The following is a 15,760-nucleotide window of genomic DNA, read 5'->3' on the forward strand; positions in this document are numbered from 1 at the left end:
TTTTCTACGGCATCGCCAACCCGTACCTCCGGCGTCCGGGGCGCCGCATCTTCGTTGCAGATCGCCGCCGTTGCCTGCTGGCGAGCGATCGTCGCTGCCGCGCTCGCGCCGCAAAGAGACAACCCGGTGACGCTCGTCGGTGGCCCGGCTCGTCGGTGCTGTCGCTGATCAGTGTCAGCCGCATCGTCCTGAGCATTTCGCCGGGGCCAGGAGTCAGGCAGCCGGACCCATCCACGAAATCAGCGTCAGCGCCGCCGTTGGCGGTGCCGTGATCCGTCGCCGGCGTGTCGCCGTTCTGTCTGTGGACTGGCCCGCGAGCGTAGCCGGGTGTCCCGCCTCTGCCGATGACGATGTCGCCCGCTGCGATGCTTGGCGTCGTCAACTGCGGGGCGTCGTGGCTGGCGATGATCGCCGTTCCCACCGGGTCGAGCGTCGTCGCGCCGGTCAACGCCGACAGGACGAGGCTGAACGCTTCCAGCGACTCGGCGATCGTGATGCCGAGCAGGGTCACCTTGACCCTCTTCGCCGTTTCGCCAGGCGCAAAGTTCAGGCTGCCGCTGGTCGCGGCGTAGTCGCACCCGGCCACCGCGCCAGCGTCCTGCGTCGCGTAACGCATCGATACGACGCCAGTCGATGGTCGGTCAAGGGTCACGATGAAGGTCGCTTCCCGCATCGAGCCGTCCACCACGCAGTCGGCGATCCTCACCATGGGCGTGCCCACCGCCGCCTCGTAGTCGATGATCGTCGCGATCGCCACGGTGTTGCCGATGACGGCATTTGCGCTCGGTGACGAGATGATCAGCGCGAGTGTCTCCGTCCCTGCCGATACCCGTCTGTTCGCCATCGGGACGCTGATGGTCCGGTCGACGATTCCCGGGGCGAAAGTCAGTATCCCGAACGCATCGTCACGCTCGTGGCCGCTTGCTGCAGTCAGCCCGATGAGCGTCCACCGCAGCGTCACCGGAGCCCGTGGATCGGCTTCGGACAGGCGCACTCTGAACACCACATGGGTAGCGGCCTTGCTGATGATGATGTCGTCGACCGAGATGACGCGAGACATGTGCGCTCCAGGAAAAACGGTGGCATGACCCATGCGGGAGCTGTGTGAAGTGTTCGCAGGCCGGCACGATCACGCCACCAGGGCTTGCAGACGGTGGTTTCTCACCGCTGAAAGTAGCAGATGACAAAGGGCCGTGGCGGGCGATCTTCTTCTTACGTGCAGCATGCATCGCGGGCTCCGGGGCACCTTCCGGGATGCCTCGCTGGCATCACGCAGGTCCTCCGGACGCGGTCCGGCGTCCGATCCGCGTGTCTGCCCGCTACCACGCCGCTGCCGCCAGGTTGGTGAACTCCTCGTCCAGCCAAACCATCCGGTTACCGTCCTGACCGCCGCCGAGACCTTACAAGGCATGCCAGGCGGTGACGGCAGGCGGCGCCGCATCGCCATGCGGGTCGACCAGCCCGACTTCATCGGCGACACTGTCGTTGCCCGCCATGAAAGCGAAGAGACCACGGCTGCTGGTCTCTGGGTCCGCTTGCCGGATCCGCAAGGAATCAATCCAGCCGATGACACGGCGGTTGGACGTACCTGCAGTCGATGGCCATGTTGGCTGGCGAGCGACCGCTCTGCGTCTCAGTCCGGCGCGCCGGCGCTGGCGGACGCTTCCCGGAGTGCACGATGCAGCGCCTCGGTGGCCTCCGACGGGCGGCTGTCGAGGCGATCGGCGAGCAGCTCGCGGCAGCGCCGGTAGACACGCAGTCCTTCAGCAAATTCGCCCTGCTGCTGCAGGCAGATCATCCAGTCGCGGTAGAGCCGCTCGCGGCAGGGGTCGATAGCCGTCGCCCGCTCAAACAGCCTGGCTGCCTCGTCGTGCAGGCTGCCGCGACAGAGAACGCTTGCGAGATCGGCAAGCGTGGTGACCACGTGCTGGCGCAGGTCGTCGCGCAGGCGGGTGATGCACGGCAGCGGCGCTTCGCGGGCCAGGAAATCGCCCTGGTAGTGGCGCAGAAGCTCGCGCGCGGGTGCCAGCAGCTCGACCGCCGGCGGCGGATCGGGCGCATCGAGCAGCGCGCGGACGTTTCCCAGCAGCCGCTGGCAACACCAGAGATCGACCCAGCAGAAGTCGGAATTGAGCCGCAGCAGGCCGTCCTCGACCAGCACCAGGTCATCGGGCTCGCCGTCGCCGCCGAGGATGCGCCGCAGGCGCGAGAGGGCGCTGTCGAAAGCGCCACGCTCGCGCCTGCCGACCGCCGCCTCGCCCGCGACCAACTGCGGACGCCGGCTCCGCCTCGTCGGTGCGGGGTTCTCGCCGTCGATCGTTGCGTCCGCCGGCCAGATCTCGCGAATCACGTCGCTGATCCGGATCGCCCGGCCGCCCAGCGCGATCAGGACGCGCAGCAGTTCGAGCGGCTTCTGCTGCAGGCCGTCGGCCGCGCTGACCGGCTGTCCGGCGACGACCAGGCTGAAGCGGCCGAGCGTGTGTATGCGCACCTGCCACGGCCACTGCGGCAGATCGATGCGCGGCGGCTTGAGGCGCCGGATGCCGACCAGGCGGCGGGCGAAGTCGGGGACGATGTCGTGTTCGAGGGCGAAGGCGCAGAGGCGGGCCATCTCGGCGGGGAAGAAGTGGTGGTGGTTGCGGTAATCCTGTCGCGCGCCGACGCTGAAGGCGCGCTGCAGCGCGCCGGCGCAGCGCGCCTCGTCGCCGGCAGCGAGGGCGAAAGTCGCTTCACACAGGTTGATCTCGTAGCGGATGATCTCGCCCTGCATCAGATCGCCGTAGCGGCGGGCACTCTCGAGGACCCGCCAGGCTTCGCCGGCCCGCCCGCAGGCGTGCAGCGCCTGCGCCAGTGACAGACGACCCAGCGCGTGCTGATGTGTGCCGCCGTAGCGATCGGCGATCGCGTTTGCCGAGTCGGCGGCGGCGAGCGCGCCGACGCCGTCGCCGGCGACGAGTCGTGCCAGCGTCTTCAGGTAGTCGAAGTGCGCCAGATCGACCTTGCGCCGGGGTTCGATCGTCCGCTCGAAGCGCTGCAACGCCAACTGTGCGCGGTCGGCGAAGCCATCGTTGATCCATCCATACACCTCGAGTGCGGCGAGCAGGAAGTCCCACATGCGCAAGCCGTGCTCGCGCGCCAGGCGAACCGCCCGCGTAACCGTGCTGATCGTCTGCGCGCAACGCCCATGGCGCCAGTCGTGCATCGCCTGCAGCGCTTCCCAGAGGACGGCGAAGACCGGCGGCAGCGCGGTTGCGTCGGGCGGCCGCAGGGCGTTCATCAGCCGCTCGAGTTCGCCGTGGCGGCCGACGCAGGCGGCGTAGTAGATATGCAGGTTGCAGCCGAGAAGCAGGCGCCGGCCAGGGTCGGTGCACTGCTCGACCAGCCCCAGCAGGCGCTGTTCAACGGCGTGGATGTCGGGGTCCTGCGGCCGGCGGAACATCAGCGCGCTGAACATGCTTGCCGTGAAGCGTTCGTGCAGCGCAGCCGGAGGTTCGCCGAAACACGCGCGCAGCGACGCGACCTCATCCAGCCAGTAGTCGAGCTGACTGAAGTCGGCCCACTCGAGGCAGATCAGGTCGACGCTCGCCGACCAGGCGAGATAGGCGCCGTCGCCGTCCCCCTGCTCGCGGAACAGCCGGTAGGCCTGCGCGAAGCGCTCCTGTGCCAGCGGCGGATCGAAGTGCAGTTCGGCCTCGCCGTACCAGTAGCACAACCACGGGTGATCGTCGCGCAGTCCGCGTGGCAGCGCCTGCAGCCAGTCGGCGAGGGTGCGGTGGGCTCCCATGCGCAGCAGCGATGCGGCGGCGTTGCCGACCAGCTCGCGCAGCTCGTCCCAGTGCTGATCGTCGACCAGGAGTCGGGCGGCGGACTCGAGGTCGCCAGACCCGACCAGGAGGGCGGCGGCGCGGCGGCGCAGGCGTGCCTGCTCGTCGCCGGCGAGTTGCGCCAGGGCGCGGCGGCGCAGGAACTCGCGCAGCAGCGGGTGGAATTCGTACTGCACCCGTTCGGCCGTGCCGTGCAGGGTGGTGAGGACGCTGTCGTGATGCATCGCCGCGAGGATCTCGGCCGCCTGCGCGCTGCCGCACAACTCCTCGGCCATCCGGGCGCTCATGCGTGGCAAGTGCGCGAGTTCGAGCAGGATGTGCCGCACGGCGGCCGGTTGCTGCTCGAAGATCTCGCCCGCCAGGTAGGTGAAGAGCGCTTCCTGGTTGGCGGTGGTGCCGGCGTCCAGTTCGCTGGCCTGCGCCTGCGGCAACTGCAGCAGCAACTTCAGTCCGGCCGGCCAGCCGCGGCTGAGCTGGTGCAGTCGGCTCATGTGGCTCAGCGACCGGGTGCCGGCGAGCGGCCGCGCCAATCGCTGCACGGCGAGCGATTCGTCTTCGGTGAAGGGGAGTTCGTCCGGGTCGAGCATTACCAGTTCGCCATGGGCGAGCAAGCGCGCGAATTCTGGCGGCGGTCGTACCCGGCTGGCGACCAGCAGGCGGACGGTGGCCGGGGCCTCGTGGATCGCGGCCACGAGCAGCGCGCGGAAGGTCGGCGCGGCGAGCGCTTCCTGCGCGTTGTCGAAGACCAGCGTTGCGGGAGCGGACAATCCGCCGTAGAGGTCGGCGAAGTAGCGCCGGAAGAAGGCCCGCCGATCGGCGCTGGCGAGTGCATCGAGCGGCAGCATGCTGCCGGCGGCGGCCGCAGTCGTGCTCGCGGTCGCCTGCCGCAGGAAGTGGCAGCAGCCGGCGGCATCGACGTCGCCGCGATCGACCTGATACCAGAACGCGGTGCGTTGCCGGCTGTCGAGGTAGCTGCCGATGAGGGTGGTCTTGCCCGCGCCGGCGCAACCGGTGATCCACACGGCGGCTGCCTGCAGCCCGTCGTCGATCAGCCGGAACAGGCGCTCACGGCCATGCACCCGCGGCAGCCGCGGCGATGAGAACTTTCCCAAGCGTCGTTGCCTCCCCCTGTTGGCGCCGCTTGCGGGCGCTCGTGATGCGTCGCAGGATGTGCGACGCCGGCGCGCTGGCCGGCGATTCGCGGCGGCAAGGCTACCGTGCTTTTGCTGGCGGGACAAGCGGCAGCCGGGTTGGCAGGGGTGCCGATGGGGGTTCGGGAAGCAGTGGGCGCGGGCAGGGCGTCGTTCCGTGAGGTCTGCGCTGGTTGCGTCGCGACGCGATGGCGCCTCTGCCGCCGGCAAGCGGCGGCAGAGGCTGCCGACTTCAAGTGACGACGAAGTCGAGGTGGCTCAACGCGAGACCCGCGGCGAGGGTGGCGATCTGCACCGGGGCAGGGCCGGCGTTGCCGTTGGCGTCGTAGGACAGAGCGCCGCTGCTGCTGTCGTAGATGACGAAGTCGTCGGCGTCGGCGGCGCTGCTGAAGCCGGCGCCGGAGCGGAACGAGCCGGCGGCGAGGGTGCCGGTGGCGGCGAGCGAGCCGAAGACGGCGTTCTCGAGTTCGATGGTGTCGTCGGGGACGCTGAAGTCGCTGATCGTGTCGCGGTTGCTGGCGGCATCCGGCAGGGTGTCGAAGCGGAAGACATCGGACCCACTGCCTCCGATGAGGCTGTCGTTGCCAAGCCCGCCAAGCAGACGATCGGCACCGCCACCGCCGTCGAGGGTGTCGTTGCCGAGGCCGCCGCTGAGTTTGTTGGCGTTGCCGTTACCGGTGAGGCGGTCGGCGTTCGACGAGCCGATCAGGTGCTCGATGCCGATCAGGGTGTCGTTGCCGGAGCCGCTGGCGCTGCCGCTGGCGAGGCTGGCGGTGACGCCGCTGGCGCCGCTGGCGCCGGAGACCCAGGTGACGGTGTCGCTGCCGGTGCCGCCGTCGAGGACGTTGTTGCCGATGCCGGCGTAGAGGAGGTTGTCGAGGGCATTGCCCGTCAGGTTGGCGGCGCCGGTGGCAAGGATGCGGGCGTTCTCTACGTGCGCGCCCAGGGTGTAGCTGGCGATGGTGGTGAACACGAGGTCGATGCCGCCAGCGGCGGCGCTGGTCTCGCTGACGACGTCGCCGGCGTGGTCGACATAGTAGAAGTCGTTGCCGTCGCCGCCGGTCATCGAATCGGCGCCGGCGCCGCCGTCGAGGGTGTCGTTGCCGAGGCCGCCGCTGAGTCTGTTGGCGTTGCCGTTACCGGTGAGGCGGTCGCCGTTCGACGAGCCGATCAGGTGCTCGATGCCGATCAGGGTGTCGTTGCCGGAACCGCTGGCGCTGCCGCTGGCGAGGCTCGCGGTGACGCCGCTGGCGCCGCTGACGCCAGAGACCCAGGTGACGGTGTCGCTGCCGGTGCCGCCGTCGAGGACGTTGTTGCCGATGCCGGCGTAGAGGAGGTTGTCGAGGGCGTTTCCGGTGAGGTTGGCGGCGCCGGTGGCGAGGATGCGGGCGTTCTCGACGTGCGCGCCCAGGGTGTAGCTGGCGACGGTGGTGAACACGAGGTCGATGCCACCAGCAGCGGCGGCGCTGGTCTCGCTGACGACGTCGCCGGCGTGGTCGACATAGTAGAAGTCGTTGCCGTCGCCGCCGGTCATCGAATCGGCACCGGCGCCGCCGTCCAGGGTGTCGTTGCCGAGGCCGCCGCTGAGTCTGTTGGCGTTGCCGTTACCGGTGAGGCGGTCGGCGTTCGACGAGCCGATCAGGTGCTCGATGCCGATCAGGGTGTCGTTGCCGGAGCCGCTGGCGCTGCCGCTGGCGAGGCTGGCGGTGACGCCGCTGGCGCCGCTGACGCCGGAGATCCACGTGACGGTGTCGCTGCCGGTGCCGCCGTCGAGGACGTTGTTCCCGATGCCGGCGTAGAGGAGGTTGTCGAGGGCGTTGCCGGTGAGGTTGGCGGCGCCGGTGGCGAGGATGCGGGCGTTCTCGACGTGCGCGCCGAGCGTGTAGCTGGCGACGGTGGTGAACACGAGGTCGATGCCGCCAGCGGCGCCGCTGGTCTCGCTGACGACGTCGCCGGCGTGGTCGACATAGTAGAAGTCGTTGCCGTCGCCGCCGCTCATCGAATCGACGCCGCCGCCGCCCTTCAGGGTGTCGCCACCCTCGGCGCCGTCGAGCGTATCGTTGCCGTCACCTCCATCGAGGAGGTTTGCCGCGGAATTGCCGATGAGCAGGTCGCCACCGGAACCACCGATGGCGGTCTCGATGAGCACGCCGAAAGCGATCGCCAGGTTGTCGGTGCCGTCGTAGGTGGCCACGGGCCCCGATGCGCCGGCCGGCAGTGGGTCCGACTCGATGGCGATGCGCGAGAAGTGGCCGGCGCGCAGGTCGAGCGTACAGGCGCGCGAGAAATTGGCCACCGACAGCGTGTCGATCCCGCCGGCGTCCCAGATCGTCATGAAGAAAGGCGACTCGGGGTCGAAGCCATAGACGTCGTCGCCGGAGTGGTAGCTCGTATTCGCGCCGTACAGATACTGGATGGCGGCGATGTCGTAGAGCATCGGCGTTCGCGGCGTGACGGTGAAGTAGGTCCAGGAATAGGACCCGCCACCATGATCGACGACATCGCGAAACAGACCGTGGGGATGGCTTTCGTAGGCCATCAGCGTGTACTGCTCGTTGTCCAGGCTCGGCGGCAGGACCGGCTGGTCGTCGAAGGGATGCTTCAGACCGAGGCTGTGTCCGATCTCGTGCAGCAGCGACGAGAAATCATTCGTGCCGGACGACCAGTCCGTGGTGGCTTGGGAGACATTGATCCAGATGTCGCCGCCAGCCGGCCAGTAATCGTTCGGATACAGCGACCACCCCCAGTAGGGCGCGATGGCGGGGTCGGCCGTGTGGGCGAGACGGATGTCGCCGACGTCCGTCGCGCTTTCGCCGACTTCTACCAGGCTCAGGTTGGCGAGGTTTGCCCACGCCTGCATCGCCAGGCGTGTCGCAGCCTGGTTTGCCGGACTGAGGGCCGAGGCGGTGGCGGGTTCATTGTGCGGCGATCCGTACGCCGCCGGCGCCGCCCAGACGGCGTTCCCGCCGGCGCCGGGGAAGCTGTAACCGATCGTTGCACCAACGCCAGCGCCGGCGTTCCCCCACTTCATCCCGCCGAGCAACGCATCGACCAACATGTCCCCGGAGTTGGCAACGGCGCTGGCCGGCATGGTGGACGTCGGACTGGTCACTCGCGGAGTCTCTCTGCGGTCGGCGGCGGGCTGCCGCTACGCGGTCGTCGTGCCACGACGCCAGGCGGCCGAGGCGACGGTGCGCGCCCGCCGGCGGCGACGCTGGCCGGCAGAGAGCGCGGGGGGCCAGCCAACCTCGATGCCTCAGCCGACGACATGGTAGCCGCCGTCGATGTGCATCGTCTCGCCGGTGATCAGTTTCGCGTAGTCCGATGCGAGGAAAGCGGTTGCCATGCCGACATCCTCGATGCTGACGAGCATGTGGCTCGGAGCGCGCTTCACGGCGATCTCCATCAGTTCGTCGAAGCGGTCGATGCCGCTGGCCGCGCGGGTGCGGATCGGTCCGGGCGAGATCGGGTGCACGCGAATCCCCTTCGGTCCCAGCTCGGCGGCGAGGTAGCGCGCCGATGCCTCGAGCGCCGCTTTCACCGGCCCCATCAGGTTGTAGCGGTCGACCACCTTCTCGGCACCGTAGTAACTCATCGTGAACAACGCGCCGCCGTTCTTCATCAGCGGTTCGGCGAGCTTCGCCATGCGTATGAACGAGTGGCACGAGACGTCCATCGCCATCAGGAAGCCGTCGCGCGAACAGTCGGTGACGCGGCCGTGCAGATCCTCGCGTGGCGCGAAGGCAATCGAGTGCAGGCCGATGTCGAGCCGTCCCCAGGTCTTCTCGATGGCCGCGAAAGCGGCTTCGAGCTGCCCGGGGATGCGGACGTCGCAGGGGAGATAGAGCGCCGGGTCGACGCCGAGGTGGTCGGCGAGCGCCTGCGTATACTGCCGCGACTTTTCGTTGACGTAGGTCATCGCCACACTGGCGCCCATCGCGCGAAAAGCGAGCGCGCAGCCATACGCGATCGACTCGTTGTTGGCGATGCCGAGGACCAACGCCTTCTTGCCTTCGAGTGCGCCGCCGGGGCCCTTCACCTTCTCGGCGAGTTCGCGAAAGAACTCCTCGGTCGGGTTCAGGTGGGTCATGGTCGGGTCTCCGTAGTGGTGATGGGCAGGGCTTGCCGGTAGACGGTGCGGCGTTGCGCGCCCGGCTTCACGGCCAGTCCGATGGCTGCGCCGGGCGGCCGCCGCTGCGGCAAGAGGCGGCCGCGAAACCGCGGATGTCAGCATCGACATTGTAGCGCAGCGGCCCCGGGTCGAGGCCGATCGCCGCTGTTGCAGGAGACCCGGCGCGGGCGTAGAGTGTGCAGCGGTGCCGATGACGAAGCGGCCTGGGCCGGCGCCCATGGCCGCTGCAGGACTTGGACCGCTGGTGAAGGCATGTGCAACGAACTCGAGGAACCATGGTGATGAACAGAAGACTGGCAATCGTTCCGGCAGTGGCGTGTGCGCTGGCGTTGACAGGTTGCGCCGGGATGAGCACGACCGAGCAGCGCACCCTCAGCGGGGCGGCGATCGGTACTGGCGTCGGTGCTGCAGTGGGGGCGGTCACCGGCGATTGGGGCTGGGCCGCGGGCGGCGCGGCGATCGGCGCTGCCGGTGGCTATCTTTACGACCAGCAGAAACAGAAGGAGCAGCGCGCTTACGAGCAGGGTGTGCAGGTGGGCAAGTCGCAGGCGCCGAAGAAGTAATTGACGACGCGCCGCCTCGACCGCCGCGGTGTGCGGCAGCGATCGCCCGCGGTCGTCGGGCCGGCCTGTGCGGTCGGGTGGAGGAAGAGGAAATGGGAATTGTCGACTGGTTCAGAAACCGGACGGCGCAGCTGGACGCCGAGCGGGTGTCCGACGAGACGGTTCGCTGGGCTGTCGACAAGGCGATCGAACTCACCAACCCGCGCCTGAAGCTGCTCCCCGATCACCACAGGCGCCTGGCGCCGGCGGTCGAGACGATGATCGCCTTCCTGCGCACCCAGATCCCGGCACTGCCTGCGGTACGACCGCTGTCGCAGTCGGCATGGTCTGCCGATCCCGCATTGCGTGCGTTCTTCGTCGCGCCGACGGATGTCGCGTCGCTCCTTGGCCAGGCGGACAACCTGCGGGCGCTGTTCGCAGGCTCTCCCGAACTCGATGAGGCGTACCTCGTTCTCGGCATGGCTTTCACGGAGCAGCGGGTGTTCGGGATGGCGCTGCAAGGCGACGTCGTGCAGCGCGATGTCGCCCAGACCAGCGTCAGCTTCAGCGATCACCGGACGCGCATCTGCGACCGTGACGAGGCGCTGCTGCGCCGTGCCATTGGCGTCCAGGTGTTCGAGTATCTGGTCGCCCACGCCCTGGCACAGATCGGCGAAGAGCGGAGTGAGCGGCAGGAACTGCAGGGCAATCGCTCGCTGATCCGGGCCCGCCTGCGCCTGCTGCAGCAGCACGGACCGGGTCTCGGATCGATGTTCGGCGAGGCGCCGGCGGCGGCTGCCGAGCAGTCCCGGCTGGAGGCGGAACTGCTCGAGAACGAGCGACAGCTGGCAGCCATCGGTGGTGGTGAGTCGGCGCTGCAGGCCGAACTCGAATGCCTGCAGAACGTGCTGGCGAAGCCGCAGGCCTGCCTGCGGATCGAGCCGCAGCGGTTGCGGCTCAGTCCGATGAACGTCGTCCTCGGGTCGGGCAGCAGCGAGCCGGCTGCCGAGGTCGATTTCGCCGTCGCCACGTTGAGCGGAACGCCGCCGATGCGCCGCGCCTTCGTCATCGCGCGGGTGGCGCGCAGCGACCTGCCGGCGCCGCGGCAGATCAACTTCGCCGATGCCTCGCGCTACCTCTGACGAGGCTCGCGGCTGAGCGCTCCCGTCGCGTCGCCCTGCCGCCCTTCGCAGCCGATATTGGCCGGGTCGACGACCGGCGGCAGCAAAGCTTGCCGCGTCGGCAGGCGACTTCAAGGTATAATCCGCCGCCACCCGGGAGCCCGGCTCGCTCGCGCAGCCAGCTCGCCGTTCAGTGGTCGGGCGCTGGGGCGTTGCGGGTCGCTGCCGACAGGTGCAACTGGACGCGTGCCCGACCGGCATCAGGAGAGATTCTGCGAGTTCGCGCAAGCCATTGCCCGTCGCTGTGGAGGAGCTGCCGCTTCCCCGGAGGTTCGGGGGAGAAGTGCAGGAGGCTGGCCATGAGGGGCCGGCAGGTCAGGCAACTGGAAGTCTAACGAGGTCGTTCGGGATCGCTTGATGCAAGCCTAATGCAGATGCAGCACATTCGTAACTTCTCCATCATCGCGCACATCGATCACGGCAAGTCGACGCTCGCGGATCGCATCATCCACCTCTGCGGTGGTCTCTCGGACCGCGAGATGGAGGCGCAGGTGCTCGACTCGATGGACATCGAGCGCGAGCGCGGGATCACCATCAAGGCACAGACCGCGTCCCTGCAGTACCGCTCGCGCAGTGGCCAGGTGTACAACCTGAACCTGATCGACACGCCCGGGCACGTCGATTTCTCGTACGAGGTGTCGCGTTCGCTCTCCGCCTGCGAAGGCGCTCTGCTGGTCGTCGACGCCTCGCAGGGCGTCGAAGCGCAGACCGTCGCCAACTGCTATACGGCGATCGAACTCGGCGTCGACGTCGTGCCGGTACTGAACAAGATCGATCTGCCGTCGGCAACGCCTGACAAGGCGCGGCAGGAGATCGAGGACGTCATCGGGATCGATGCCTCGGAAGCGATTCTCGCCTCGGCGAAGACCGGGGTCGGCGTCGAGGAGATCCTCGAGGCGATCATCGAGCGCATCCCGGCACCCCAGGGCGATCCCGCGGCGCCGCTGAAGGCCCTGCTGGTGGACGCCTGGTTCGACAACTACGTCGGCGTCGTGATGCTGGTGCGGGTGGTGGACGGCAGTCTGCGCAGCAAGGACCGCATCCGCCTGATGGCGACCGGCTCGACCCACCTCTGCGAACAGGTCGGCGTGTTCACGCCGAAGGCGGTGGCACGCGATGCACTGCGTGCCGGCGAGGTCGGCTACGTCATCTCGGGGATCAAGGAGCTGCAGGCGGCCAAGGTCGGCGACACGCTGACCCTGATCGACCGGCCGGCAGCCGCGGCGCTGCCGGGGTTCAAGGAAATCAAGTCGCAGGTCTTCGCCGGCCTCTATCCGGTCGAGTCGAATCAGTACGATGCGTTGCGCGAGTCGCTGGAGAAGCTGAAGCTCAACGATGCTTCGCTGCGTTACGAGCCGGAAGTGTCGCAGGCGCTCGGCTTCGGTTTCCGTTGCGGCTTCCTCGGCCTGCTGCACATGGAAATCGTGCAGGAGCGGCTGGAGCGTGAGTTCGACCAGGACCTGATCACCACCGCGCCGACCGTCGTCTATGAAGTCCTGCTGCGCGATGGCAGCCTGATCAGCGTCGAGAACCCGGCCAAGCTGCCGGATCCGGGCAGGATCGAGGAGATCCGCGAGCCGATCATCACCACCACGGTCTTCGTGCCGCAGGATTATCTCGGCAACGTCATCACCCTGTGCAACCAGAAGCGCGGCAACCAGATCGACATGCACTATCACGGCCGGCAGGTGCAACTGGTCTACGAGATGCCGATGGCCGAGGTGGTGATGGACTTCTTCGACCGCTTGAAATCGGTTTCGCGCGGTTACGCCTCGCTCGACTACGACTTCAAGGAATATCGCGCCGCCGACGTCGTCAAGCTCGACGTGCTGATCAACGGCGAGCGCGTCGATGCGCTGTCGATCATCCTGCACCGGGCGAATTCGGTTCATCGCGGGCGTGAACTGGCCGCCAGGATGCGCGAGCTGATCCCGCGCCAGATGTACGATGTCGCGATCCAGGCGGCGATCGGCGCCAACATCATCGCCCGCGAGAACGTCAAGGCGATGCGCAAGGACGTCCTCGCCAAGTGTTACGGCGGTGACATCACGCGCAAGAAGAAGCTGCTCGAGAAACAGAAGGCGGGCAAGAAACGAATGAAGCAGGTGGGCTCGGTCGAGATTCCACAGGAAGCCTTCCTCGCCGTGTTGCGGGTCGGCAAGTAGAGGAGAGGGCAAGTGAATTTCGCATTGATCCTGTTGATCCTGCTGCTGCTCACCGGGGCCGTCTGGCTGGCCGATACCCTGGTCCTGCGCAAGCGGCGGCCAGCCGACGCCAAGGACCCGTGGTGGGTCGAGTATGGGGCCAGCTTCTTTCCCGTGATCCTGGTCGTCTTCGTGCTGCGCTCCTTTCTCGTCGAACCGTTCAAGATTCCCTCCGGTTCGATGATTCCCACCCTGCAGGTCGGTGATTTCATTCTCGTCAACAAGTACACATATGGCATCCGCCTGCCGGTGGCGAACTGGAAGATCATCGACATCAACAGCCCGCAGCGTGGCGACGTGATCGTCTTTCGCTACCCCGAAGATCCCTCGCTCGACTACATCAAGCGCGTCGTCGGCCTGCCGGGCGACACCGTCGCCTACCAGAACAAGCGCTTGACGGTGAATGGCGAGGCGGTGGCGACGCAGCGCATCGACGATTACCTGCACACGGAGCGGCTCTACTACTCGCGCCAGTTCATCGAAAGACTCGATGGGGCCGAGTACCGGACCCTCAACGATGCCGATGCGCCACCCTACATTCCGGCGCCGTCGCCGTTTCCCAACCGCCAGGATTGTTCCTACAATACTGCCGGTGTCGTGTGCAAGGTACCACCGGGCCACTATTTCGTCATGGGCGACAACCGCGACAACAGCAAGGACAGCCGCTTCTGGGGCTTCGTCCCGGAGCAGAACATCGTCGGCAAGGCATTCTTCATCTGGTTGAACTTCAGCGACCTGTCGAGGATCGGCTCGTTCAGGTAAGGAGCTGGCATCATGAATGGCAATCGTCAGCGCGGCCTGGCGCTCTCGGCCCTGATTCTGTGGGGCGTGGTGATCTCGCTCGTCGCCATCGTCGGGATTCGCGTCCTGCCCGAGGTCATCGACTATTACAAGATCAAGCGGGTGGTCAAGGCGGTCGCCTCGGAGTCTGCGGGCAAGACCGTGCCCGAGGTCAGGCAGGCTTTCAGCAAGTACGCCGAAGTCGAGCACATCAAGACGATCGGGCCGGCGGACCTCGACATCTTCAAGGAAGAGAATCAGGTGGTGATCGCCTTTGCCTACAACCGCAAGGTTCATCTCGTCGGCAACGTCAGCCTCCTGATCGAGTTCCGCAGCTCGACGTCGGGTCGCGGTTACGGCCCGTGACCGTCGCCCGGCTGCAGCGGGCGCTCGGCTACGTCTTCAGGGATCAGGAGCTGCTGCAAACCGCGCTCACCCATCGCAGTTATTGCTCGCCGCACAACGAGCGGCTGGAGTTCCTTGGTGACGCGATTCTCAATGCCGTGATTGCCCGCAGCCTGTTCATGCGCTTTCCGGATCTGCCCGAAGGTGATCTGTCGCGCTTGCGCGCCAGCCTGGTTCGCCAGGACAGCCTGCACCAGCAGGCACTGGCCCTGTCGCTTGGCGATTGCCTGCGCCTTGGCGAAGGCGAGCAGAAGAGCGGTGGACAGCAGCGGCCGTCGATCCTTGCCGATGCCCTCGAGGCGCTGTTCGGAGCCCTCTGGCTGGACGCCGGCTTCGATGCGGCGAGCGCGGTCATTGTCCGCCGTTATGACTCGGTCCTCGGACGGCTGACACCGGGGCAGGGGGGAAAGGACGCGAAGACGCGCCTGCAGGAACACCTGCAGGGAATCCGGCTGGCCCTGCCGCAGTACCGGCTGGCCGGGACCGAAGGCGAGGCGCACGCGCAGCAGTTCCGTGTCGCCTGCGTCATCGACAGCCTCGGCATCCGCACCGAGGGACGCGGTGCCAGCCGGCGGGCTGCCGAGCAGATGGCGGCCGAGCGGGCGCTGGCGGCGCTGGACAGCCGATGAGCGAGCGCTGCTCGGGGCAGATTGCCATCGTCGGCCGGCCGAACGTCGGCAAGTCGACGCTGCTCAATGCGCTGGTCGGCGAGAAGCTGAGCATCGTTTCGCGGCGCGCGCAGACGACGCGGCATCGCATCATCGGCGTTCTCACCCGCGCCGACGCGCAGTACGTCTTCGTCGACACGCCGGGCTTCCAGACGCGCCACGGCAACGCGCTCAATCGCGCCATGAACCGTGGCGTGCGGCAGGCGCTGGCTGAGGTCGATGTCGTCTTTCTCGTCGTCGAGGCCGGCCGCTTCGACGAGCGCGACCGCCAGGTCCGCAGGCTGGTGCCGGCCGACCGGCCGCTGATCATCGTCGTCAGCAAGATCGACCAGTTGCCCGACAGGACCCGGCTGTTGCCCTTTCTCGCCCGCCTGGCGGGCGAGGGCGAGTTCACGGCGATCATTCCGGTCAGCGCGACGCGCGGCGACCAGCTCGAGGTGCTGCTGACCGAGGCCCGCAAGCACCTGCCGAACGAGGGCCTGCTGTTTGCCGAGGACGATCTGACCGATCGCAGCGAACGCTTCCTGGCTGCCGAGTACATTCGCGAGAAGGTGTTTCGCCTGATCGGCGACGAACTCCCGTACGCCGTGGCGGTGGAGATCGAGCGCTTCGTCGTCGACGGCGGCCTGCGCCGCATCAGCGCGGCCATCCTCGTCGATCGCGAGGGACACAAGCCGATCGTCGTCGGCCGGGGAGGCGAGGTCGTCAAGCGCATCGCCACGGAGGCGCGACACGACATGGAGCGGCTGTTCGGCGGGCCGGTCTTCCTCGAAGTCTTCGTCAAGCTGAAGTCGGGCTGGGCCGACGACGAGCGCATGCTGAAGACCCTTGGTTACGATTAGGCCCCAGTGTCACCGATGACTGGCGAACGAG

The 15,760-nt window shown here is 67.6% G+C and carries 12 protein-coding genes; 7 read left to right on the forward strand and 5 right to left on the reverse strand.

The annotated features are described in order from the left end of the window. Window positions 1-4: 4 nt before the first annotated feature. The 5 genes from HT579_11340 to fabI form a co-directional block, all read right to left on the reverse strand. Window positions 5-1,060, reverse strand: coding sequence for a hypothetical protein (locus HT579_11340; GenBank protein QKS29447.1), 1,056 nt, complete (start codon window positions 1,058-1,060; stop codon window positions 5-7). 340 nt (window positions 1,061-1,400) lie between these two features. Next, window positions 1,401-1,550 (reverse strand): hypothetical protein, encoded by a 150-nt coding sequence (locus tag HT579_11345; protein QKS29448.1) that lies wholly within the window; start codon window positions 1,548-1,550, stop codon window positions 1,401-1,403. Between the two features lie 83 nt (window positions 1,551-1,633). Beyond that, a complete protein-coding gene (locus HT579_11350) occupies window positions 1,634-4,936 on the reverse strand; it encodes a hypothetical protein (GenBank protein ID QKS29449.1) in 3,303 nt (1,100 codons plus the stop codon). A gap of 271 nt (window positions 4,937-5,207) precedes the next feature. Then, window positions 5,208-8,087: a M10 family metallopeptidase C-terminal domain-containing protein gene (locus HT579_11355; protein ID QKS29450.1), complete on the reverse strand. Its 2,880-nt coding sequence runs from the start codon at window positions 8,085-8,087 to the stop codon at window positions 5,208-5,210. Window positions 8,088-8,231: 144 nt separating this feature from the next. After that, the gene (fabI, locus tag HT579_11360; protein QKS29451.1) at window positions 8,232-9,065 is read right to left on the reverse strand and encodes an enoyl-ACP reductase FabI; all 834 of its coding nucleotides are present in this window, start codon (window positions 9,063-9,065) and stop codon (window positions 8,232-8,234) included. Window positions 9,066-9,382: 317 nt separating this feature from the next. Between fabI and HT579_11365 the strand changes: the two genes are divergently transcribed. The 7 genes from HT579_11365 to era all read left to right on the forward strand — a co-directional run bounded on the left by HT579_11365 (window position 9,383) and on the right by era (window position 15,729). Then, window positions 9,383-9,670, forward strand: a complete 288-nt coding sequence (locus HT579_11365; GenBank protein QKS29452.1) for a hypothetical protein — start codon at window positions 9,383-9,385, stop codon at window positions 9,668-9,670. Between the two features lie 92 nt (window positions 9,671-9,762). Further along, window positions 9,763-10,791, forward strand: coding sequence for a hypothetical protein (locus tag HT579_11370; protein QKS29453.1), 1,029 nt, complete (start codon window positions 9,763-9,765; stop codon window positions 10,789-10,791). Between the two features lie 413 nt (window positions 10,792-11,204). Next, entirely contained in the window at window positions 11,205-12,995 is a 1,791-nt protein-coding gene (gene lepA, locus HT579_11375) for an elongation factor 4 (GenBank protein ID QKS29454.1), read from the forward strand. A gap of 12 nt (window positions 12,996-13,007) precedes the next feature. Continuing rightward, window positions 13,008-13,796 carry a signal peptidase I gene (lepB, locus tag HT579_11380; protein QKS29455.1) on the forward strand — a complete coding sequence of 263 codons (789 nt, stop codon included), beginning with the start codon at window positions 13,008-13,010 and terminating at the stop codon, window positions 13,794-13,796. Window positions 13,797-13,808: 12 nt separating this feature from the next. Next, on the forward strand, window positions 13,809-14,180 hold the full coding sequence (locus HT579_11385; GenBank protein ID QKS29456.1) for a DUF4845 domain-containing protein: 372 nt from the start codon (window positions 13,809-13,811) through the stop codon (window positions 14,178-14,180). Next, window positions 14,177-14,848: a ribonuclease III gene (gene rnc / locus HT579_11390; protein ID QKS29457.1), complete on the forward strand. Its 672-nt coding sequence runs from the start codon at window positions 14,177-14,179 to the stop codon at window positions 14,846-14,848. Before HT579_11385 ends, rnc begins: the two co-directional genes overlap by 4 nt. After that, complete coding sequence (gene era, locus HT579_11395; protein ID QKS29458.1) at window positions 14,845-15,729, forward strand: GTPase Era; 885 nt, start codon at window positions 14,845-14,847, stop codon at window positions 15,727-15,729. The genes rnc and era overlap by 4 nt, the downstream gene beginning before the upstream one ends. Window positions 15,730-15,760: the final 31 nt, after the last annotated feature.

Origin of the sequence: Candidatus Accumulibacter similis, assembly GCA_013347225.1 — a bacterium.
Classification (GTDB): domain Bacteria; phylum Pseudomonadota; class Gammaproteobacteria; order Burkholderiales; family Rhodocyclaceae; genus Accumulibacter; species Accumulibacter similis.

What these genes read in the sequence shown, in the direction of transcription:
- HT579_11340 (QKS29447.1), bottom strand. Translation starts at nt 1,060, where the DNA reads ATGTCTCGCGTCATCTCGGTCGACGACATCATCATCAGCAAGGCCGCT.
- fabI (QKS29451.1), bottom strand. Translation starts at nt 9,065, where the DNA reads ATGACCCACCTGAACCCGACCGAGGAGTTCTTTCGCGAACTCGCCGAG.
- HT579_11365 (QKS29452.1), top strand. Translation starts at nt 9,383, where the DNA reads ATGGTGATGAACAGAAGACTGGCAATCGTTCCGGCAGTGGCGTGTGCG.
- HT579_11370 (QKS29453.1), top strand. Translation starts at nt 9,763, where the DNA reads ATGGGAATTGTCGACTGGTTCAGAAACCGGACGGCGCAGCTGGACGCC.
- lepA (QKS29454.1), top strand. Translation starts at nt 11,205, where the DNA reads ATGCAGCACATTCGTAACTTCTCCATCATCGCGCACATCGATCACGGC.
- HT579_11385 (QKS29456.1), top strand. Translation starts at nt 13,809, where the DNA reads ATGAATGGCAATCGTCAGCGCGGCCTGGCGCTCTCGGCCCTGATTCTG.
- era (QKS29458.1), top strand. Translation starts at nt 14,845, where the DNA reads ATGAGCGAGCGCTGCTCGGGGCAGATTGCCATCGTCGGCCGGCCGAAC.